The organism is Pseudomonas sp. TTU2014-080ASC, from assembly GCF_001446935.1.
Classification (GTDB): domain Bacteria; phylum Pseudomonadota; class Gammaproteobacteria; order Pseudomonadales; family Pseudomonadaceae; genus Aquipseudomonas.
This window is the reverse complement of sequence record NZ_LKKK01000002.1, coordinates 51,888-72,700: the sequence shown is the minus strand read 5'-3', so window position 1 is coordinate 72,700 and position 20,813 is coordinate 51,888. Positions and strand designations below refer to the sequence as shown.

At 55.4% G+C, this 20,813-nt stretch carries 18 protein-coding genes; 8 read left to right on the top strand and 10 right to left on the bottom strand.

The window, feature by feature from the left end:
- Position 1: 1 nt before the first annotated feature.
- From AO726_RS05905 to AO726_RS05890, 4 genes are all read right to left on the bottom strand, one after another.
- Positions 2-769: an ABC transporter ATP-binding protein gene (locus AO726_RS05905; RefSeq protein ID WP_058067156.1), complete on the bottom strand. Its 768-nt coding sequence runs from the start codon at positions 767-769 to the stop codon at positions 2-4.
- Entirely contained in the window at positions 763-1,521 is a 759-nt protein-coding gene (locus tag AO726_RS05900) for a siderophore ferric iron reductase (RefSeq protein WP_058067155.1), read from the bottom strand. Before AO726_RS05900 ends, AO726_RS05905 begins: the two co-directional genes overlap by 7 nt.
- A 208-nt stretch (positions 1,522-1,729) precedes the next feature.
- Entirely contained in the window at positions 1,730-2,953 is a 1,224-nt protein-coding gene (locus AO726_RS05895; protein ID WP_058067154.1) for a CaiB/BaiF CoA transferase family protein, read from the bottom strand.
- Between the two features lie 211 nt (positions 2,954-3,164).
- Entirely contained in the window at positions 3,165-4,343 is a 1,179-nt protein-coding gene (locus AO726_RS05890; RefSeq protein WP_058067153.1) for an acyl-CoA dehydrogenase, read from the bottom strand.
- A 195-nt stretch (positions 4,344-4,538) separates the two neighbouring features.
- Here AO726_RS05890 and AO726_RS05885 point away from each other — a divergent pair, with 195 nt between their 5' ends.
- From AO726_RS05885 to AO726_RS05850, 8 genes are all read left to right on the top strand, one after another.
- Positions 4,539-5,447 (top strand): LysR substrate-binding domain-containing protein, encoded by a 909-nt coding sequence (locus AO726_RS05885; protein WP_058067152.1) that lies wholly within the window; start codon positions 4,539-4,541, stop codon positions 5,445-5,447.
- Between the two features lie 543 nt (positions 5,448-5,990).
- On the top strand, positions 5,991-7,112 hold the full coding sequence (locus AO726_RS05880) for a Re/Si-specific NAD(P)(+) transhydrogenase subunit alpha (protein WP_058067151.1): 1,122 nt from the start codon (positions 5,991-5,993) through the stop codon (positions 7,110-7,112).
- A gap of 11 nt (positions 7,113-7,123) precedes the next feature.
- Positions 7,124-7,435, top strand: coding sequence for an NAD(P) transhydrogenase subunit alpha (locus AO726_RS05875; RefSeq protein ID WP_058067150.1), 312 nt, complete (start codon positions 7,124-7,126; stop codon positions 7,433-7,435).
- 3 nt (positions 7,436-7,438) lie between these two features.
- A complete protein-coding gene (locus tag AO726_RS05870; protein ID WP_058067149.1) occupies positions 7,439-8,899 on the top strand; it encodes an NAD(P)(+) transhydrogenase (Re/Si-specific) subunit beta in 1,461 nt (486 codons plus the stop codon).
- A 94-nt stretch (positions 8,900-8,993) separates the two neighbouring features.
- Positions 8,994-10,433, top strand: a complete 1,440-nt coding sequence (locus AO726_RS05865; protein ID WP_058067148.1) for an MBOAT family O-acyltransferase — start codon at positions 8,994-8,996, stop codon at positions 10,431-10,433.
- A gap of 13 nt (positions 10,434-10,446) precedes the next feature.
- Positions 10,447-11,538, top strand: a complete 1,092-nt coding sequence (locus AO726_RS05860) for a hypothetical protein (RefSeq protein WP_152987248.1) — start codon at positions 10,447-10,449, stop codon at positions 11,536-11,538.
- A gap of 65 nt (positions 11,539-11,603) precedes the next feature.
- On the top strand, positions 11,604-12,650 hold the full coding sequence (locus AO726_RS05855; RefSeq protein WP_082629066.1) for an acyltransferase family protein: 1,047 nt from the start codon (positions 11,604-11,606) through the stop codon (positions 12,648-12,650).
- A gap of 438 nt (positions 12,651-13,088) precedes the next feature.
- Complete coding sequence (locus AO726_RS05850) at positions 13,089-13,304, top strand: DUF1127 domain-containing protein (protein ID WP_058067145.1); 216 nt, start codon at positions 13,089-13,091, stop codon at positions 13,302-13,304.
- Between the two features lie 422 nt (positions 13,305-13,726).
- Here AO726_RS05850 and AO726_RS05845 read toward each other — a convergent pair whose 3' ends face one another.
- From AO726_RS05845 to AO726_RS05820, 6 genes are read right to left on the bottom strand one after another with little or no spacing between them, the layout of a single operon-like run.
- On the bottom strand, positions 13,727-14,860 hold the full coding sequence (locus AO726_RS05845) for a glycosyltransferase family 4 protein (RefSeq protein WP_058067144.1): 1,134 nt from the start codon (positions 14,858-14,860) through the stop codon (positions 13,727-13,729).
- 3 nt (positions 14,861-14,863) lie between these two features.
- The gene (locus AO726_RS05840; protein WP_058067956.1) at positions 14,864-15,991 is read right to left on the bottom strand and encodes a glycosyltransferase family 4 protein; all 1,128 of its coding nucleotides are present in this window, start codon (positions 15,989-15,991) and stop codon (positions 14,864-14,866) included.
- Positions 15,975-17,336, bottom strand: coding sequence for a glycosyltransferase family 4 protein (locus AO726_RS05835; RefSeq protein ID WP_058067955.1), 1,362 nt, complete (start codon positions 17,334-17,336; stop codon positions 15,975-15,977). The genes AO726_RS05840 and AO726_RS05835 overlap by 17 nt, the downstream gene beginning before the upstream one ends.
- On the bottom strand, positions 17,333-18,586 hold the full coding sequence (locus AO726_RS05830) for an ABC transporter ATP-binding protein (protein WP_058067143.1): 1,254 nt from the start codon (positions 18,584-18,586) through the stop codon (positions 17,333-17,335). Before AO726_RS05830 ends, AO726_RS05835 begins: the two co-directional genes overlap by 4 nt.
- On the bottom strand, positions 18,586-19,368 hold the full coding sequence (locus AO726_RS05825) for an ABC transporter permease (protein ID WP_058067142.1): 783 nt from the start codon (positions 19,366-19,368) through the stop codon (positions 18,586-18,588). The genes AO726_RS05830 and AO726_RS05825 overlap by 1 nt, the downstream gene beginning before the upstream one ends.
- Positions 19,368-20,813: a mannose-1-phosphate guanylyltransferase/mannose-6-phosphate isomerase gene (locus tag AO726_RS05820; protein WP_241492076.1), complete on the bottom strand. Its 1,446-nt coding sequence runs from the start codon at positions 20,811-20,813 to the stop codon at positions 19,368-19,370. Before AO726_RS05820 ends, AO726_RS05825 begins: the two co-directional genes overlap by 1 nt.

Here is a 20,813-nt window from a genome sequence, read left to right as displayed (position 1 = left end):
ATCAGCTGACAGCAGCCACCGGCAGCGCCTGGCCCGGTTGCGGCAGGAGTTGAATGTCGATGTCGTAGAGTTGGCTGAGGCGTTTTTCATCCAGCAGTTGCTCAGGCGTGCCATCAAAAAACAGGCGCCCCTGTTTGAGCGCGATGATGCGGTCGGCGTAGCGGCAACTGAGGTTGATGTCATGCAGGATCGCCACAACGCCGAGCCCCTGCTCACGGTTGAGCTGGTGCAGCAGATCAAGCAACTGATACTGATGACCCAGATCCAGCGCCGAGGTCGGTTCGTCCAGCAGGATCATCGGCGCGGCCTGGGCCAAAAGCATGGCGATCCAAGCGCGCTGCCGTTCACCGCCTGAAAGGCTGTCGGCCAAGTGCTCGGCGTATTGGGCCGTATCGGTCTGCTGCATGGCCTCTTCGACTCGCTTGTGGTCTTCCTCCTGCCACAGCCCGAACAGCCCGCGCCATGGATAGCGGCCCAGACGCACCAGCTCGCGTACGGTCAGCCCCGGCACATCTGGCAGGCGTTGCGGTAAGTAGGCGATCTGCTGGGCGAGGGCGCGGTGGTTGAAGCTGTGCAGTGGCTTGTCGTGCAGTCGCAGATGCCCGCTGTCCGGTTCGAGCTGGCGGGCCAACAGGTTGATAAGGGTCGATTTGCCTGAGCCGTTATGGCCGAGAATGACGGTGAATTGCCCGTTGGCAATGTGCAGCTGATCCAGTTTGAGAATGCTGCGATGGTCGCGGAATACTTCAATGTCGTGCAGTTTCAGCATGCGGCCTGAAACTCCGCTTGCAAACGCAGATCACGCTCCGCTTTTTTAAGCTTGGGGCAAGTACTGCACAGCTCGCCATCGTGACGGCGAAAGTGCTGGCAACAGACCTGGCGTTGCAAGCATATGTGCTCTTCACCATCTGTTGTTTGCACGCTGGTAAGACCGCTGCTGGGGGCGAGTTTCAGAGCGTTCATCCACAGCGCTTCAAGCTCGATCAGGTGTTCGCGGGACAGTGACAGGCGCTCATGGGCCAACAGCAGCGCGGAAACAACGCAGTCCGCTGCGAGCAAGCGTGCCAGCTTCGGATAAATGTTGGCGACTTGATTGAATTCGGTAAGCTGGTCGTTAAGAAATTCGACGATTTGTCCTGCGGCAAACTCGATCAGCTCTTTGCTCTGACCTTGGCGTGGACAGTGCTCCGGCAGGCAGAAACCACCGACAAAACCATCACAAACTGTCTGGCCGATGTTTTTCAGGCAAGGCGCTTTGCCGTTCATGTGTACGGCCAGCACGGTGAAGTAGATGGGTTGCCAGATCAGCAGTGTCCAGCTGCGCACTGACCAGTAATGCCGACCCGCTTCCGGGTGCTGGTGTTGCCACCAGGTGTACAGATTGCTGATGCGCTGAGGATTGTCCTGGGTGCCACAGACCAGTTGATCAGACTGTGCTGTACCGATCTGTCCGCTGAGGCGCGGCACGATCTGTGTGGCGGTACTGATGAGCTGTTCGAGGTCGCAGGAGGTGTTGCCCATTGTGGTCAATCCATTGCCATTGGGAGGTTACCGGACAGCGGTAACCGTGGCAGGAATTAGATCAGCCAATTGCGAATAATTCAAATTATCAGTACTGGTGGGCGACAGTCGGAAAGCAGAGATCCGCAGGAAAATAGTGAATCGCAGGACAAAAAAACGCGGCCAGATGGCCGCGTCGAGGAGTAAACATTGTGCAGGAAAAAGGCCGTTAAACAACGCCTGTTGTACGCAAGGCGCTGATCTGCTCAGGGCTCAGGCCCAAATGCCGGCTCAGGACCTGATCGGTATGCTCGCCCAGCAGCGGCGGCGCATTGCGGTACTCAACCGGGGTTTCTGACAGGTGCAGAGGGCTGGCCACCAACGGTGTGGTGCTGCCCAAACTGTTTGGCAGATCAATGCGCAAGCCGCGCGCCTGCACCTGTGGGTCCGCAAATACCTGGGCCAGATCATTGATCGGTCCGCACGGTACCCCAGCCTCTTCGAGCAGGCCTACCCACTCGGCCGTGGTTTTAAACACCGTGGCCTGACGCAGTAGCGGGATCAGCTCGGAGCGATGGGCAACGCGGGCCTTATTGGTAGAAAAACGCGGGTCGTCGGCCAAAGCCGGAAGGCCGGCAACCTCGCAAAGTTTGCGGAATTGCCCGTCGTTACCCACCGCGATGATGAAGTTGCCATCAGCGGAGGGGAAATCCTGATATGGAACAATATTCGGGTGGGCGTTACCGAGTCGTTTCGGCGAGACGCCTGTGTTCAGGTAGTTCATGGCCTGGTTAGCCAGGCAGGCAACCTGCACATCCAGTAGGGCTACATCGATATGTTGGCCCAGGCCAGATTGTTCACGCTGGTTCAGTGCAGCCAGTACGCCCACGGTGGCATACAGGCCGGTGAGAATATCGGTAAGGGCTACGCCGACCTTCATCGGCCCTGCACCTTCTTCGCCATCAGGCTTACCGGTCAGGCTCATCAGCCCGCCGAGACCCTGAATCATGAAGTCGTAACCGGCGCGCTTGGCATAAGGACCGTCCTGGCCGAAGCCGGTCACGGAACAGTAAATCAGGCGTGGGTTGATCGCCTTCAGGCTGGCATAGTCGAGGCCGTAAGCCGCAAGACCGCCGACCTTGAAGTTTTCCAGCAGTACGTCGCAGTGCTGTACCAGTTCACGGATCAGGCGCTGCCCTTCCGGTTGGGTGAAGTCGACGGTAACGGATTGCTTATTGCGGTTCGCACTCTGGAAGTAAGCCGCCTCACGGGAATCGTTACCGTCGGCATCTTTCACAAAGGGTGGGCCCCAATGACGGGTGTCGTCACCGCTGCCGGGACGCTCAACTTTGATCACCTCAGCGCCGAGATCACCAAGGATCTGCCCGGCCCAGGGCCCGGCCAGTACGCGGGAAAGATCAAGAACGCGGATATGAGACAAAGCACCAGACATGGCAGACCTCATGCGAACGTGGAATGGCTGGGGAAAGCCAGGCTTTCCCCACTTGAGAGCACCTCTAATAACTACCTGCGTTGCCATCTCTGCGTTAAAAACAGGCTCAAAATGCTCATTTACCATTCGTAAACTGCGCTTTTTCGCCTGTTTTTGCCTCGCGCTGACTGCCTCGCCTACGTTTTTAGAGGTGCCCTTGGAGCGTCAGGGCTTAGAAGAAAGCCTGCAGGCCAGTTTGCGCACGGCCGAGGATCAGCGCGTGGACGTCGTGGGTACCTTCGTAAGTGTTGACCACTTCCAGGTTGACCAGGTGGCGGGCTACGCCGAACTCATCGCTGATGCCGTTGCCGCCCAGCATGTCACGGGCCATACGGGCAATTTCCAGGGACTTGCCGCAGCTGTTGCGCTTCATGATTGAGGTGATTTCCACCGCAGCGGTGCCTTCGTCCTTCATGCGGCCCAGGCGCAGGCAGCCTTGCAGGGCCAGGGTGATCTCGGTCTGCATGTCAGCCAGCTTCTTCTGGATCAGCTGGGTTTGTGCCAGAGGGCGACCGAATTGCTTACGGTCCAGGGTGTACTGGCGAGCAGTGTGCCAGCAGTCTTCTGCTGCACCCAGTGCACCCCAGCTGATGCCGTAGCGAGCGGAGTTCAGACAGGTGAACGGACCACGAAGGCCGCGAATATCCGGGAAGGCGTTTTCTTCCGGGCAGAACACGTTGTCCATGACGATTTCGCCGGTGATCGAGGCGCGCAGGCCGACCTTGCCGTGGATTGCCGGAGCGCTCAGACCTTCCCAGCCTTTTTCCAGCACGAAGCCGCGGATTTCGCCTTCATCATCTTTCGCCCAGACCACGAATACGTCTGCGATCGGCGAGTTGGTGATCCACATTTTTGCGCCGGTCAGGCGGTAGCCGCCCTCGACTTTGCGAGCACGGGTGATCATCGAGCCCGGGTCGGAACCGTGGTCAGGCTCGGTCAGACCGAAGCAGCCGATGTATTCACCGGTGGCCAGTTTCGGCAGGTATTTCTGCTTGGTGGCTTCGTTACCGAATTCGTTGATAGGCACCATCACCAGGGAGGATTGCACGCTCATCATGGAGCGGTAGCCGGAGTCGATACGCTCCACTTCACGGGCGATCAGGCCATAGCACACGTAGTTCAGACCGCTGCCGCCGTAGATTTCCGGGATGGTTGCGCCGAGCAGGCCGGTTTCGCCCATTTCACGGAAGATGGCCGGGTCGGTTTTCTCGTTGCGGAAAGCTTCCTGCACACGGGGAGCCAGCTTGTCAGCGGCAAACTGCTGGGCAGTGTCGCGCACCATGCGCTCTTCTTCAGTCAGTTGCTGATCGAGCAGCAGCGGATCAATCCAGTTGAAGCTTGCCTTGGCCATCGTAAAACCTCGTGTTCTTGATGTGGAAGAGACGGGCTCCGTACTACTGACTCGTGCCCGTCTGGATGGGAACAGATGCTATGTGGGCAATATGTCGCAGACAATCGAGAATTCTTCAATGACTTGTGCGAAAAGCTCACTTCGAGATAGCGTTTGACGGCAATAATTGCCTTTAAGAGTGAGAGTGACGCACAAATGCGCCGTAAAATTCCCAGCACAACAGCCCTGATAGCCTTTGAATCTGCGGCCCGTCACCAAAGCTTCACCAAAGCTGCGCAGGAATTGAGCCTGACTCAGGGTGCTGTTTGTCGGCAGATCGCCGGGCTTGAGGAATTTCTGAATATTGAGTTGTTCCGCCGCTCGCGTCGTGGTGTGCAATTGACGGAAGCCGGGCTGTCATACGCCCGCCGGGTTGCCAGTCAGTTGGATGCAGTTGAGCGTGACACTTTGGCGGTGATGGGCCAGCAAGGTGCAATGACCATTGAATTGGCCGTGGTGCCTACCTTCGGCACGCAGTGGCTGTTGCCGCGGTTGAAGAACTTTCAGCGTCTGCATCCGGAAATCACCGTTAACCTGACCAACCGCACGCGCCCTTTTCTGTTTGCCGATACCGAGCTGGATGCGGCGGTGTACTTCGGTGATGCCGATTGGCCCGGTACCCGTGCCTATCTGCTCATGGGGGAAGACATGATGCCGGTATGCAGTCCGGCGTTGCTGGCAGGCCGCACAGCCCTGAGTGTTGAAGAAATCGCTGCGTTGCCGCTGCTTCAGCAGTCGACTCGACCCTACGCCTGGCGGCAGTGGTTTAACGCTCAAGGGCTGAGTACGGCGCGGGATATGAGTGGCCCGCGTTATGAGCTGTTCTCCATGCTGGCTCAGGCTGCCATGCATGAAATGGGCGTCGCGTTGATCCCTCCGTTTCTGATCCGTCGTGAGTTAGATGAAGGGCGTCTGGTGATCGCTGCTCCGCTGACCATGCCTACCGATAAGTCCTATTACCTGATGATCCCTGAACGCAAGCTGGAATCGGCGGCGTTAGTGCGGCTGCGCGACTGGCTGGTGCAGGAGGCGCGCGGCTATGTTGAGGCGGGTGTTCTGAAATAGTACACAGCTTGCTAACGAATTTTCTTACTTTAGTTCATTGCTGAGTGCCCTCAGGCTCTCCGGCTATTTTTCGTATGCCTTGAAAATAGCTGGCTCCAGCCGTTTTTATTTAATGTAGTGTCGGTTGAATATCACTACATTTCTAGTTTAAAGGTCTGAGTTTAGTGTTGCGTTTTTTGCACAAATAAAGCTCGAAGTACGCTTGGATAGCGGCTTTCAGTAGGTTTAAGGAAAATTCGAAGGATTGAGTTGGGTTTGTTTTTTTCAGATTTTTTTATGGCTTTGTTTTTTTTTGTAGTCAGCAAAGAGCCCTTGTATTTAGCGGCTTACAGGGATTTTTCGGCGAGTTTTAGGCCGCTCTGTCTTGTAGTTGACGCAATCTTTTACTCCAAAACGCCTTGAAGGCTCGCTCTATCGCCTGCAAAATGCCGCCCCCGTCTGTTTCTCGATGTTGCAGGTTGGGATTGTGCTGATCCTCCCAATACGCCCGCGTGCCACCCGTAGTGCGCAGGTTCACAATAAAGATCACGCAGGAGATTTGAAGTGCACATCGGTGTTCCTCTCGAAACCCATGTTGGTGAGACGCGCGTCGCCGCAACTCCCGAAACCATCAAGAAGCTGATCGGCCAGGGCCATCAGGTGACTGTACAGACCGGTGCTGGTGTTAACGCAAGCATTCCGGACAGTGCCTATGCCGCCGTTGGTGCGACCATTGCTGATGCTGCTGCTGCCTTTGCTGCTGACCTGGTGCTGAAAGTCGTTGCACCGGATGATGCCGAACTGGGTCTGATGAAGGCCGGTGCGGTGCTGGTTGGTATGCTCAACCCGTTCAGCAATGAAACCATTGCCCGCATGAACGCCCGTGGCATTACTGCCTTTGCACTTGAGGCTGCCCCGCGCACCTCCCGCGCGCAGAGCCTGGACGTTCTGTCCTCGCAGGCCAACATTGCCGGCTATAAGGCTGTAATGCTGGCAGCCAATCACTATCCGCGCTTTATGCCGATGCTGATGACTGCTGCTGGTACGGTGAAAGCTGCGCGTGTACTGATTCTCGGCGCTGGCGTGGCCGGTCTGCAGGCGATTGCAACGGCCAAGCGTTTGGGGGCTGTGATTGAGGCATCGGACGTGCGTCCGGCGGTGAAAGAGCAGATCGAATCCCTGGGTGCCAAGTTCGTTGATGTGCCGTTCGAGACTGACGAAGAGCGTGAGTGCGCTGAAGGTGTTGGCGGCTATGCCCGTCCGATGCCAGCCTCGTGGATGGAACGTCAGGCCAAGGCTGTGCACGAGCGCGCCAAGCAGGCTGATATCGTTATCACTACTGCACTGATTCCAGGCCGTAAGGCTCCGACCCTGCTGCACGAAGCCACTGTTGCTGAGATGAAACCAGGTTCCGTGGTTATCGACCTGGCTGCTGCTCAGGGCGGTAACTGCCCGCTGACTGAAGCTGACAAAGTCGTGGTTAAACACGGTGTGACTATTGTTGGCCACAGCAACCTGGCTGCTCTGGTTCCTGCGGATGCTTCTGCTCTGTATGCGCGCAACCTGCTGGACTTCCTCAAGCTGATCATCGACGGCGAAGGCAAGTACCACCTCAACCTCGAAGACGACATCGTTGCTGCATGCCTTATGTGCCGCGACGGTCAGGTCGTTCGTAACAACGGCTAAGGGGAACGGACATGGATCTGATTTCAGACGGCATCTACAACCTGATCATCTTCGTGCTGGCCATCTATGTGGGTTACCACGTGGTTTGGAACGTGACCCCGGCGCTGCACACTCCGCTGATGGCGGTTACCAACGCGGTCTCCGCGATCGTGATCGTCGGTGCCATTCTGGCAGCGGCTCTGACCGTGACTCCGCTGGGCAAAGCCATGGGCACACTGGCCGTGGCACTTGCAGCTGTAAACGTATTCGGTGGCTTCCTGGTAACTCGCCGCATGCTGGAAATGTTCAAGAAGAAGGCGCCTAAGGCGTCCGCGGAGAAGTAACCGATGAGCATGAACCTTATTACTGTCCTGTATCTGGTTGCTTCGGTCTGCTTCATTCAGGCACTCAAAGGCCTGTCGCACCCGACGACTTCTCGCCGTGGTAATGCTTTCGGCATGATCGGTATGGCCATTGCGGTGATCACCACTGTAGGTCTGATCCAACTGAAGATCGAAGAGTTTGCCAAGCAAGGCATCACGCTGAGCCTGACTCAGGGGCTGGGCTATGTGCTGGCTGCGTTGGTGGTCGGTGGCGGCGCGGGCGCGATCATGGCTAAGCGCGTTGAAATGACCAAAATGCCTGAGCTGGTTGCCTTCATGCACAGCATGATCGGTCTGGCTGCGGTGTTTATTGCTATTGCTGCTGTGGTTGAGCCGCAGTCGCTGGGCATTGTGGCCAACATTGGCGATGCCATTCCGGCGGCTAACCGTGTTGAGCTTTTCCTCGGCTCTGCGATCGGTGCCATCACCTTCTCCGGTTCGGTAATTGCCTTCGGCAAGCTGTCGGGCAAGTACAAGTTCCGCTTGTTCCAGGGCGCGCCTGTTGTGTTCAAGGGCCAGCATCTGGTTAACCTGCTGTTCGGTCTGGCGATCATTGGCCTGGGCGTGTACTTCACCGTTACCGGCGACGTGCGTGCGTTCGTGGCGCTGACTGTGCTGGCCTTCATTATTGGTGTACTGATCATCATCCCAATTGGCGGTGCCGACATGCCGGTAGTGGTGTCGATGCTCAACAGCTACTCGGGCTGGGCGGCGGCTGGTATCGGTTTCTCGCTGAACAACTCGATGCTGATCATCGCCGGTTCGCTGGTGGGCTCGTCCGGTGCGATCCTGTCTTACATCATGTGTAAGGCAATGAACCGTTCGTTCTTCAACGTGATCCTCGGTGGTTTCGGTGGCGCTGCTGATGCAGGCGGCCCGGCCGGTGCTCAGGAAGCACGTCCGGTTAAATCAGGTTCGAGCGACGATGCTGCCTTCCTGCTGACCAACGCTGACACCGTGATCATCGTTCCGGGCTACGGTCTGGCAGTGGCCCGTGCTCAGCACGCACTGATGGAACTGGCTGAGAAGCTGACTCACCGTGGTGTGACTGTGAAGTATGCGATTCACCCGGTAGCCGGTCGTATGCCGGGTCACATGAACGTCCTGCTGGCAGAAGCTGAAGTGCCGTACGAGCAGGTGTTCGAGATGGAAGACATCAACAGCGAGTTTGGTCAGGCTGACGTGGTGTTGGTGCTGGGTGCGAACGACGTGGTCAACCCGGCCGCGAAGAACGACCCGAAATCGCCAATCGCAGGTATGCCGATTCTCGAGGCCTACAAAGCCAAGACCGTCATCGTTAACAAGCGCTCCATGGCCAGCGGCTATGCCGGTCTGGATAACGAGCTGTTCTATCTGGACAAAACCATGATGGTTTTCGGTGACGCGAAGAAAGTCATCGAAGATATGGTGAAGGCGGTAGACTGACGTACATACTGTTGATAAAAAACCCGGCACATGCCGGGTTTTTTAGTAATGCGAGCTACGGTCCTGAAGTTCATTTGAAGGCGCGATACCGTATATGCTTTTCAGTACTTCTGAGTTTATTTACGTTTTTCTTCCTATCGCCCTGATCGGCTACTTTCTACTCGCCAAATCCGGCCGGCCTTGGTTACCACGATTGTGGCTGGCAGCTGCATCACTGTTTTTCTACGGCTTCTGGGAACCCAAGTATTTGCTGTTGATTGCCGTATCGATAGCAGTCAACTATGTGCTCGGAACTTGGATTTCACGTTTGGTTTTGGCCGATGGGCCCTCAAGGCGTAGCCGTTTATTACTGCTGATCGGTATTGTGCTTAACGTGGGCGCACTGATCTATTTCAAATACACCGACTTTCTTATCACCACTTTCAATAGTCTGACTGCCAGCGATTTGAATACGCTGAATTTGTTACTGCCGTTGGGGATCAGCTTCTTCACCTTTACTCAGATCGCTTATCTGGTGGATTGCAGCCGGACCGGAGTAAAGGACTACAGCGTGGTGAACTACACCCTCTTTGTGACGTTCTTTCCGCACCTGATTGCCGGGCCGATCGTGCATCACAAGGCATTGATGCCGCAATTTTCGGGCTCTGCCCAACTGCGTTTCAATCTGGATAACTTTTCGCTTGGGCTGTTTATCTTTGCAATCGGGCTGATCAAGAAAGTGCTGATTGCAGACAACCTGGGGCAGTGGGCGAACGCAGGTTACGCCAGCGAGCAGCCGCTCACTGCTATTGAGGCGTGGGCTACCAGTCTGTTCTACAGCTTTCAGTTGTATTTCGATTTCTCCGGCTACAGCGACATGGCCATTGGGCTGAGCCTGATGTTTAACATTCGCCTGCCCTTCAACTTCAACTCTCCTTATCAGGCTCAGAACATCCAGGATTTCTGGCGGCGCTGGCATATCACTTTGTCGAGCTGGCTGCGGGATTATGTCTATATTCCCCTCGGCGGTAAGCGCGCGACATTGCCGCGGGTGTACTTCAACCTTTTCGCGACGTTTGTCATTGGTGGCATCTGGCATGGTGCAGGCTGGACGTTCCTGATCTGGGGAGCCATGCACGGGGCTGCCATTGCCTTGCATCGGGCATGGCAAGAAGCGGGGTTGCGCTTACCTGGCTGGGTGGGCTGGGGTATGACCTTCTTGTTCGTCAATTTCGCCTGGGTGTTCTTCCGGGCAGAGGATCTTGGGCAGGCACTGAAGATGCTGTCCAGCATGTTCGGACTTGGAGGCGCCGGCGTTGGCTCGATTCATAGCCCCTTACTGCCGCTAGTGGCGGTAATCAGCCTGATCTGTGTTGCACTGTTGGCGTACTTAGCTCCGAACTCGCAGCAGATTGCCGGGTTGACTCCACGAGCTGGCGTATTGCGCTTTAACAGAGGGCTGGTGGCGGCTGCACTGGTTGGCTTTGCGTTCTTTTACGCACTGGTTGCGCAGATCCAGAACAGCCCTTCGGACTTTCTGTACTTCAACTTTTAATAGTGGCCGGTTAATGCGCTCATCTCGATTTCTATCAGTCTGCGTGCTCAGTTTTATTCTGCTTGGGGTCGGGTATTTTTTGCTGATTGACCGATTAGCTATCGTTGATGCCCCGCTGGGTAAGTCTTATCGCCAGTTTTTGCTGGGGGCAACTGACGATATGCCGAACCGGATCATCGTTGAGAGTGGTTCCAATGCTGTGCACTCGATCGATGCACGGGCGCTGGAAAAGCACTTTAAACGTCCGGTTCTGATTCTTTCGGATAATGCAGGGTATCCGTTAGAGCACAAGATACGGCGCTTAGCCAACCACCTAAACCCGGGCGATACAGTAATTTTGCCGCTGGAGTGGCTGCATTACCGGGCAGATGGCTCGGCTCCTGCCGATTACGTGGAGAGCATTCTCGATACCAGCGGCAGCAACGCTTTCTATTATCAGGAGCTGTCCTGGCCTGAGCGAGTTCGTTTTGTCTACCAGAGTGTGCCGGTGAAATTGGCGCTTGAACGTTTGGTTGGGCTTAACGCACTGGAACGATGGAATCCTCAGCTGGGTGTAGTCCATCAGGAGTCGCAGCAGCGTTTTGCTCAGCTAATACAACAAAATGCGCGGGGCAATGAACTGATTGACGCGCCGCTGCCCATGGAGTCGCTGACTCAGGGGTTGGCTTGCGACCAGTTTTTGTTTGGCCTTTTTGAGTTTGCAACGATTAACCCTGTTTTTGCAGACAACCTTCGGCGTCTCAATGAATTGCGAGACAACACAGGGGCACAGATCATTTTTGCCTGGCCGACGGTTACGGCACGCGATGATGACGAGTGCTATCAGCTATGGCGCAACGAGATCGTTCAATACGTCCACGATATCCGGCAGATGGTTGAGGCGGAGAACTTCGCTTTTATCGGTGAGCCTGAGGACAGCCGTTTCCCTGCCAGTTGCATGCTCGACACGTATTACCATGTTCTTGCTCATTGTGCGGCTCAGAGAACCCGTACACTGATTGAGCAGTTGGATGCATACGGTGTGCAGGCCCAGCCTGAGTTAGATGAGCAGGTGTTGCAGGCCAAATTACTGGAGCGCCTGAGCTATTACTCTGCGGGACGATAAGTGCCTGTCAGGACGCACCGTTAGTTTACTCATACACAAGCCCAGCCTTTTACTGTGAGACAGACATGCTAGGAATTCTTCGATTTATTCTTGCTCTGCTCGTGCTGCTTTCACATATATGGGGCTTGGGCATGCCGCTGAACCTAGGGGTCAGCTCCGTGATCCTGTTCTATTTCATCAGCGGTTATCTGATGGGGCGTAGTTACGGCCGTTTTCAGCAACATAGCGTGCGCCCGGTGCGGGACTTCTACGTGGACCGTCTGCTTAAACTGATGCCGCAGTATGTTTTGATCGTGATTTTGACTGCTGTGTTGATGCGTTTGCTGGGGCCGGCTCAATATGCACTGTTCCTCAACCAGGCAATTGATCCGTTAAAGGTTGTGCTAAACCTTGCCCTGCTTCCGGTTAACTATGTTTTTGACCCTCTGGCTATCAAAGCAATCTTGCCTTCACCGATCGTTCCGCCGGCTTGGTCGTTATCAACAGAGTTCCATTTCTATTTGCTGTTGCCCTTGATTCTGCTGCTTGGGCGGGTGGGTTTTCTGTTGCTGATTGCCCTAGCTGCATTTGTACAGATTGCGGCGCTGTTTCATGGTGATGGTTGGTTTAACAGCAACAATTTTGGCTATCGCTTCATTTTCGGTGTTTTGGTGTTCTTCCTTGCCGGATTGGCATACGGAAGACGAGAAGACGGCTTTTACAGGCGGATAGTGCAGGCCTACTTTCTGCTGTATTTGTTGATGCTGTTAGTGATAGCGCCGAGCTTTGGTCTGTTTCGCAATCCGTGGGTGACTGAGCTGTTGCTGGGGGCTGCTCTCACATTGCCACTGATTACGATCGCTCTGAATAGCAAGCCCTCAGGAGTACGTTGGGTGGCTTTGGATGATTTGCTTGGGCGGATGGCATACCCCATTTTCATCAGCCACGTGCTGGTGTTTTTCTGCTGTGAAAAGCTATTAAAGCTGACTCCGACTGAGGACGGTCCTTTGTATGTACTGTCAGTTATCGGTGGAAGTTTGTTTGCTTCGCTACTTCTTGTGCGGCTGCAAGCTTGGGTTGAGCAGTACAGAATCCGCCGCCGTGGGTTTGCTTCCATGAACAGCCATAAATAATGGCTCGTCATCGTAGGTGTTTTCGGCCGTTTTAGTCTGGGGCCCGATGTTTCGCGTGCAGGCAGCTACAGGGGGCTGAAAAGCCTGAAAGCGGCTACGAAATATATCCTGACCGTAAGGACAGATTCTGGCTTTTTAGGTTGAAGAAGGCGTTTGACAGCTCAGTTGTAAGAGACAATCAATTTAGAACTGTACCGGTAGTAATATCTTGCTATATAGATATTAAGCAGTTGTTTTCACTGTTTAATATTTTATTGTAGGCATTATCACTCATGGGTATAACAGTTTCTGTGCCTAAAACCATAACAGTTGTTAAGCTACCTAACTAATTGCCTGACAATTCTACTCAGCTGTGACTACTGAGTGAGGGCGCGCGCAGCGGATAATAGCCTCATCGTAACGCAACACAGTACCGCCACAAGCGGAAGGATGAGCATCATGGAACGTACCCTCAGTTCCGACCTGTTTTTTGACCATGGCCACAACAATGGCTCCAGCGCTCTGTCGCTGCGTATTTTTTCAGCAATCGTACAGTGGCGCCGTCGCGCAATCAGCCGCCGCCAACTGGCTCATCTGGACGCCCGCCTGCTCGCTGATGCCGGTATTACCGAAGCCCAGCGCCAGGCTGAGTTGAGCAAGCCTTTCTGGCGCTAAGTCTCGACACGAATTCTGCTCCCCCAGTAAATGGGATTTTTTGAAGCTCCAACGCTCTACGCGTTGGGGCTTCTTTTTTGTTGCTAACAGATAGGTTTCAAGGGACAAGTACAGTTTTCTGTTAGGCAGTTGTGCACCTGAACAATTAAACACGCCTGTATCTGCATTGTTCTGCCTGTTGAGGGCACTCTTGTTATCCAGTCATCAGTGATGTGAGGCGGATATGAAGAGCAGCTTTGTGCCAGCCAGCATGGTCGTATGCGCGCCACGGCCATTGGCGTTTCGCCGCATCTGGCGGAGGGTAAGGACTGTGGTGGCGTGCTGGAGGCATAACGTACGGAGCCGGCGACAGCTTGCCAGTCTGGATCAGAGGCTGTTGTCAGATACCGGGATCAGCCAAGCGCAACGCCAGATGGAGCTGACTAAGCCCTTTTGGCGTTAGCGTGACTTTCGATGACTTGCTGATACAACTCTGCAATCTGCTCGCCCATGCGCTGGGCGGTAAAGACTTGCCAGTAGCGCTCCTCCGCACGTTGTCCCATGGCTTGAGCCAGTTCGGGTTCGTTCCACAAGCGATCCATGGCAGCGCGAAACGCCTGCGGGTTATCACGTTCAACGACCAACCCGGTTTGCTCATGAAGGTTGATATAACTGGTGCCTGTTCCTATCTCGCAGGAGATCATGGGTTTGCCATACATGGCCCCTTCGAGCAGAGAGATCCCAAAAGCCTCGGAACGCAGGTGGGAGGGAAACACCACAGTGCTGCACAGCTGGAGTAAAGCCGCTTTATCTTCCTCGTCGACCCGGCCGAGGAAATGCACATGCGAGAGATTGAGCTGACGCGCTTGCTCTTTCAGCTCCTGCTCCAGAGGTCCTGCCCCGACGATCACGATTGGATAGTCACTGTCCCGTGCAGCCTCAAGAAGTACATGCAGGCCTTTGTAGTAGCGCATTACTCCTACAAACAGGAAAAAGCGTTTGCCGAATCGTTGTTCCCATTTCTGCAGGGTGTCCGGGCTTGGCTGTGGATAGGCAGTTTTATCCAGACCGTACGGGATAACCGCAGTCTTTTGCTTATAGCGCTGGAGTACCTCACTGGTGGCAAGGTAGTTGGGCGACGCGGTGACAATGTAGTCAACGCTGTCGAGAAAGCGATGCATGAGTGGGCGATACAGTTTAAGCAGGTACTTCTGCTGAACAATGTCGGAGTGGTAGGACACAACTGACGGTTTGCCTGTTGCCGCAGCGAAGTGCAGCAAATCCATCATTGGCCACGGGAAGTGGTAATGGATCAGATCAAACTGTTTTGCCAGTTCTTTGAACTTCGGAATAAGTCTGTAGGAGAGCCCTGTGGAGGCCAGATTCAGATCACGTTTGACCAGATGAACCTTGTGATCGGCAATCTGGACTGGTTCCGCGCATGGAGTACTACTGAGGGTCAGAACTTCGGAGTGAATCCCCTGGGCTATTCCACTTTGGCAGATTTGCAGAATGACGCTTTCGATACCGCCGACGGTCTCGGGCAAATAGGTTTTGAACAGGTGCAGTACTCGCATGTTTTATCCCAAGGTCTCCCGGTAAGCTGCTGCGGTAATACGAGCGCAATTGGCCCAGGAAAATTGCTGGGCCTGTTGTAAACCCAGGTCTCGTTTCAGTTGCCACTCATGGTCGTCTTCAATCAGTCGCTGAATTGCATCGCGCCAGTCTTCAGCCGATTGGTCGGCGTAGGTTCCTGCGTTACCGGCGACTTCGGGCAAGGAGGCGCGAGGTGACAGGATCACAGGTACGCCGCTGGCCATCGCCTCCAGCACGGGCAGGCCAAAGCCTTCATATAGTGATGGGAACAGTAGCGTGCGCGCGCCGGCCAGCAGTTCGGCCAGTTCCTCGTCTTCCAGGTAACCCAGAAGGCGTACCTGCCCACTTTTAAGTGCTGCTTGCAGCGGCTTGCTGAGTGAATCCTGTTGCCAGCCTGCCATGCCGGCAATCAACAGCGGAAAGCGTTGCCGAATCGGCTCAGGAAGCAGGTTATAAGCCTCAAGGGCCAAGGGCAGGTTCTTGCGTGGCTCCAGTGTGCCCACGCACATCAGGTACTGGTTTGGCGTGAGGCTGAAGCGGGATGCCACGTTCTGCAGCTGTTCGGTTGCTCTGGGGCGGAAGCGTTGTGCATAACCCAGATGGGCAACGCGTATGCGCTCAGGGGCAACTGAGTAATGTGCACTGAGCTCATCGGCGACAAACTGCGAGTCCGTCATGATCAGTTGTGCCCGCTCCAGTGCGGGGCCTACACGCCGTTCAATTTCGGCCAGGCGATCCGCCGGCTGAGTGTGCGGGTAATGCACATGGGTCAGGTCGTGGAGGGTCATGATCATCGGCCCGTCAAACTCAAAGGGCCACAGGCTGGGCTCGTGATAGAGCGCCGGTCGTAAGTTTTTGACACCCCGATTGAATGCACCTTGTTGCAGGCAGCGCCGCAATTCATAGGCGTTTGGCAGACATTTCGCCAGTGCGCTCAGACGTGAATAGCCAGGCTGTGCATTGGCCGGCAGCTGTGATGCCCAGCGCATGCCGGTAAAGAAACTCAGTTGAGTGCCGCTCAGTTTGGCAAGCTCTGCACTCAAGCCGGCGATGTACTGGCCGATGCCAGTACGTGGTGCACGAAGGATGCTGGTGTTAAGTGCTATGTGCACGCCGAGGCTCCCCCGCTGAACAGCTGGCAGCGGCAAGTACGCCATTGACCAACTGTCCTGTACTGGCCTGCCAGTTTATCCACTGCCATTCATCCAGAGATATCGCAGCCGGGAAGCGACCTTCGGCCTCAAAGCGTTGCACGAGTTGAGCCAGGCTCTGGGGGTTGCGCAGATCAAAATAGGCCATGCAATCGCCGCCTATTTCGTGAAAGACCGGCAGGTCACTGCCCATAGCTGGCAGCCCGCGTTGCATGGCTTCTACCAGTGGTAGGCCAAAACCTTCGGCGTGCGAGGAGAAAACCAGGCTGTCTGCATGTGCATAGGCGTATTCGAGGTCATTGTCGTCTGCCTCGTTGAACATAAACAGGCGCTGCCCGTACTCGGGATGGTTACGAATGCGGGCAACCAGCTCTGCGCATTTCCAGCCGATGCGGCCGATGATGCAGAGGCTGGCCTGGCTTCCGGCTGCCCAGGCATGTTCAAACGCATCAATCAGGTACGCATGGTTTTTGCGGGGTTCAATGGTGCTGACGGCCAGATAAACCTGCGTGGGTTTGTTGAAAACATCTACCAGGTCAGGGTTTGGAGTGCTCTCTTCTGTGCGCAGATCCAGCTCTGAGCCCAAATGGAAATAACCATGCCAGCGCCGCTCCGCATCGGCCTTACCTAGGCGTGCCTGCAGCACAGCCTTCAGTTCATCCCGCACGCTGCGGGATATCGACATAAAGCCGTCAGCTTGGTGAATGACCCAGTCGAACCAAGTGTTGTAAATGGCATGCAGTCGCTGATCAAAGAATTCCGGGCGCGTCACGGGTATGAGGTCATAGAGCACGGCAATGATGCCCACGCCCTGCTGTTTGAGGCGTTCGACGGTGACGAAATGTTGTTCCTGCCATGAGGAGTCAAGCAGGATTAATTGATCCCCGGGAATGCAGTCGAACGGCTCAGCGCGCTGACGCAGGTCGTTGTATCCGAGTAACGAAAGCAGGCGCATCGAGATGCTCAGCGGTAATCCGAGCAAGCGCCAGATGATGAAGAAGAAACGCCGCCCATTGTGTCGGCGGCAGATGCTCAGGCGGGACTCGTAGCGGCTGTGCAGCGCCCAGAATGCATGATTGGCCCGGTCAAGCCACCGATACACCCGTGCTGGCAGTTTCTTTTGCTCTGGGCCAGGGAGGAGCTGTCTGACCCGATAAAGACGGTTATTGGCGAAAATCACCGGCACACATTCAGCGTCTGACTGAGACGGCAGATTACGGATGATGTTGCGCACGACCCGCTGAATGCCTGAGTTGACTCCAGGGGATCGGAAAACGTTTGAGCATTCGAATAAAAGACGGCTCAAGTGCAGTCTCCACTTGTGGTAGCTGGCTCAAGAGGCTGTTGACTGACTTTGGCGTCCAGCCAGGCACATCCTACGAAGTTCTCTTTATCGCGGTTGATCACCTGAAAGACCAAGCCGTAGTCGCGCCATTCGTAATTGCCTGAAAGGTGTGAGTCTTCCTGAGAAAGGCACAGCGACACTGAGTAATGACCCGGACCCAGGCGCATGTTGAAGTCAAAAATAAAGCGCAGGCGTTCCCCTGGCTTCAAGTCGGTTCGGCTTTGATTCAGACGGTGAGTGTTGATCCCGTACATGGCCTGACCAAAGCGGTCCTTGATCAGGATGCCTACGCCAAGACGACTTAGTGGCGCTTGGACCCTTACGTCGATCGCTAACCTGACGGGCTGTTCGACGCCCGCGTCGAGAATGGGCGTACCGTTTTCATCAAGCAGCTCGACGTGTTCGATCACTGCCTCGGCCGTGCCGGAGATGGTTTGTACATAACCTGATTCCAGCTGTTCCTGGCGAATAGACTCGCCTTCACTGTCTGCCATCAGCGCGTTGTAATAATCCAGAACAACCTGAGGGCTGCCCTCCTTCGCCAGGCAGCCATTATTCAGCAGTATCGCCCGATCGCAGATCGACTGAATGGCGTAGCGGTCATGAGACACGATCAACAGCGTGGTGCCGTCCCGGCGGAACTGGCGGATACGTTCAAAACTCTTGTGCTGGAAGTAAGCGTCGCCGACCGAGAGCGCTTCATCGATGATCAGAATATCCGGGCGTTTGGCGGTCGCAACACTGAACGCAAGGCGCATCTGCATACCGCTAGAGTAAGTGCGCACAGGTTGGTCGATGGCCTGGCCAATTTCCGCGAACTGCTCGATCTGCGGCAGCAGGCTCTGTATTTCAGACAGTTCAAGGCCCTGCAACTGTCCCGCCATGATTGCGTTCTGGCGGCCTGTGAAATCCGGGTGGAAGCCCATACCTAGCTCGAGCAGAGCAGCGACCCGGCCTTCGAACTCGATTGAACCTTCTGTGGGCTGGCTGGTACCGGTGATGAGTTTGAGCAAAGTGCTTTTACCTGCACCGTTTGAACCAATCAGACCGATTGCTTCGCCAGGTCGGACCTCAAAGCTGATATTGCGCAATGCCCAATGTTGCTGGTGTCGGGATTTACCAAACGGCAGCAGCCATTCTCGCAGGCGGCTCCAGCGGGAGGTGTACTGTTTGTAGGCTTTGCCCAAGTTTACGACGCGTACCCGGCCCATCAGATTTCATCCAGCATATCGGCCTCTTTAGACCGGAAAATACAGGCTGCAACTGCACAGCTGAGCAAGCCAGTAACGACGATAGGTAGCAATGCCTGCCAGTCGGGCCAGGCGTTGTGCAGGAAGATTCCCTGATATGACTGCATCAACCCTGTCATGGGGTTGAGGGCCAGCCAAGGTTGCAGACTTGCAGGCAGGATGTTTGCCGGATAGACGATGGGTGTCAGCCAGAACCAGAGTTGCAAGGCTATGGCAAAGAGCTGTCCGATATCGCGAAAGAATACGTTCAGCACGCCCAGCGTCATGCCTATCCCAAGAGCAAAGATCAGTTGCAGGCCTATCAGCAGAGGCAATGCCAAGACGGACTCACCAGGGAAACGGCCGATGATGACCAGTACCAGCAGAAATATCCCCAGGGTAATTGCGAAGTTGAGCAGCGCCCCTAGCAACACAATCAACGGCAGGCATAACCGGGGAAAACTGAGTTTCTTCAGCAAATTGGCATTATCGAGAAACATGCTCAGGCAGCGGTTCGTGACCTCGGCAAAAAGCCCCCAGGTCAGAATCCCGCAGCAGATGTAGATGCCATATGCCAGCCCATCATGCAGCCCCGGTAGGCGGGCCTGCATGACTTGTGAGAACACCAGGGTGTATATGACGATCATCGCAAGGGGCTGCAGCAGAGGCCAAACGGGGCCCAGAAGAGAGTTGCGGTATCGGGCCTGAAAGTCCCGTTTGACACTGCTAAGAACAAAGCCCCGGTATAACCACCACTTACCCATCAGGAAATCCTGCCGTACTGATCCTCAAAACGTACGATGTCGTCTTCACCGAGATACTCGCCGCTTTGTACTTCGATCATTACCAGATCCAGAACGCCTGGGTTTTCCAGCCGGTGTTTGTGTCCTGCCGGGATATAGGTGGATTCATTTGTGTTGACCAGCTGTGGCTCGGGCCCGCCGTTGGTGACCTTGGCCATACCCTGCACGACGATCCAGTGTTCGCTGCGGTGATGGTGCATTTGCAGCGACAAGGTCGCCCCAGGCTTCACTACAATCCGCTTGATCTTGAAGCGTGGGCCTTCTTCAAGAACGGTGTAGGTGCCCCAGGGACGGTTGACTGTACGGTGCAGGCGATAGGCATCATGCTTATTCAGCTTCAGTTGCTTGGCTACTTTGCCGACATCCTGCGCGCGATCCGCATGGGCGATCAGGACGGCATCGCTGGTATCTACAATAATCAGGTTATCCAACCCTACCGTCGCAACCAGCCGATCCTCGCCATAGACAAGTGTATTGCGTGTATCCAGCAGAACGGCTTCGCCGCTCACCCGGTTATTGTTGGAGTCGGCTGGAATCAGCTCCGAGAATGCTCCCCAGGAACCAATATCACTCCAGTCAAACTGGGCTGGCACAACGGCTACCTGTGTGGAGCGTTCCATCAAGGCATAGTCGATAGAGATATCCGGCAGAGCGCCAAAGCTGTCGGCGTTCAGTTCCTGAACGATAAAGCCGTTGCTGTCCTGTTCAGGACTTTGTTCAAGGCATTGCTGGGCAAGTTCGAAAATATCGGGAGCATGCTGTTTCAGTTCGCGCAGAAGGGTTCCGGCGGAAAAGCAGAACATGCCGGAATTCCACAAATAGCGGCCGCTGCGCAAATATTCCTGAGCTGTTTCCAGGTTTGGTTTTTCAACAAACTGTGAGACACGGCGTGCGCCCGCCTGGTCAAGCGGCTCGCCTGACTCGATGTAGCCAAAGCCCGTTTCCGGGGCGCTGGGTGGAATGCCGAAGGTGACTAGGTACCCTGCCTTAGCAAGCTCTGCAGCCTGCTGGGTGGAGTGCCTGAAAGCATCGATATCGTTAATCAGGTGATCGGCCGCCATTACGACCAGCAAGGCATCGTCACCGTAACGCTGAGCAACGCTTAAGGCCGCAATGGCAATTGCCGGAGCCGTATTGCGACCCTCAGGTTCGAGAATATAGCGTGCAGGCTGCTTGCCAAGGCCGGTCGCCTTGTAGTGGTCGCGGCTGGCGAAGTAATGCTCACGGTTGGTCACCGTAATGACTTCGCTCTGCTCGGATGCGACAGCCCCAGCGCGGCGATAGGTTTTGGTCAGTAACGACTCGCCATCCGGCATGCGCATGAATGGCTTGGGGTGCCCTTCGCGGGAGACTGGCCACAGCCGGGTCCCTGCGCCACCGGACAGAATCACAGGAATGATGTGCAC

Bases quoted from the DNA above. Each gene is read 5' to 3' on its own strand.
- AO726_RS05895 (WP_058067154.1), bottom strand. From the start codon at position 2,953: ATGTCTGGTGCTTTGTCTCATATCCGCGTTCTTGATCTTTCCCGCGTA.
- AO726_RS05870 (WP_058067149.1), top strand. From the start codon at position 7,439: ATGAGCATGAACCTTATTACTGTCCTGTATCTGGTTGCTTCGGTCTGC.
- AO726_RS05900 (WP_058067155.1), bottom strand. From the start codon at position 1,521: ATGGGCAACACCTCCTGCGACCTCGAACAGCTCATCAGTACCGCCACA.
- AO726_RS05845 (WP_058067144.1), bottom strand. From the start codon at position 14,860: ATGCGAGTACTGCACCTGTTCAAAACCTATTTGCCCGAGACCGTCGGC.
- AO726_RS05860 (WP_152987248.1), top strand. From the start codon at position 10,447: ATGCGCTCATCTCGATTTCTATCAGTCTGCGTGCTCAGTTTTATTCTG.
- AO726_RS05825 (WP_058067142.1), bottom strand. From the start codon at position 19,368: ATGGGTAAGTGGTGGTTATACCGGGGCTTTGTTCTTAGCAGTGTCAAA.
- AO726_RS05885 (WP_058067152.1), top strand. From the start codon at position 4,539: ATGCGCCGTAAAATTCCCAGCACAACAGCCCTGATAGCCTTTGAATCT.
- AO726_RS05865 (WP_058067148.1), top strand. From the start codon at position 8,994: ATGCTTTTCAGTACTTCTGAGTTTATTTACGTTTTTCTTCCTATCGCC.
- AO726_RS05850 (WP_058067145.1), top strand. From the start codon at position 13,089: ATGGAACGTACCCTCAGTTCCGACCTGTTTTTTGACCATGGCCACAAC.
- AO726_RS05830 (WP_058067143.1), bottom strand. From the start codon at position 18,586: ATGGGCCGGGTACGCGTCGTAAACTTGGGCAAAGCCTACAAACAGTAC.
- AO726_RS05875 (WP_058067150.1), top strand. From the start codon at position 7,124: ATGGATCTGATTTCAGACGGCATCTACAACCTGATCATCTTCGTGCTG.
- AO726_RS05855 (WP_082629066.1), top strand. From the start codon at position 11,604: ATGCTAGGAATTCTTCGATTTATTCTTGCTCTGCTCGTGCTGCTTTCA.
- AO726_RS05890 (WP_058067153.1), bottom strand. From the start codon at position 4,343: ATGGCCAAGGCAAGCTTCAACTGGATTGATCCGCTGCTGCTCGATCAG.
- AO726_RS05905 (WP_058067156.1), bottom strand. From the start codon at position 769: ATGCTGAAACTGCACGACATTGAAGTATTCCGCGACCATCGCAGCATT.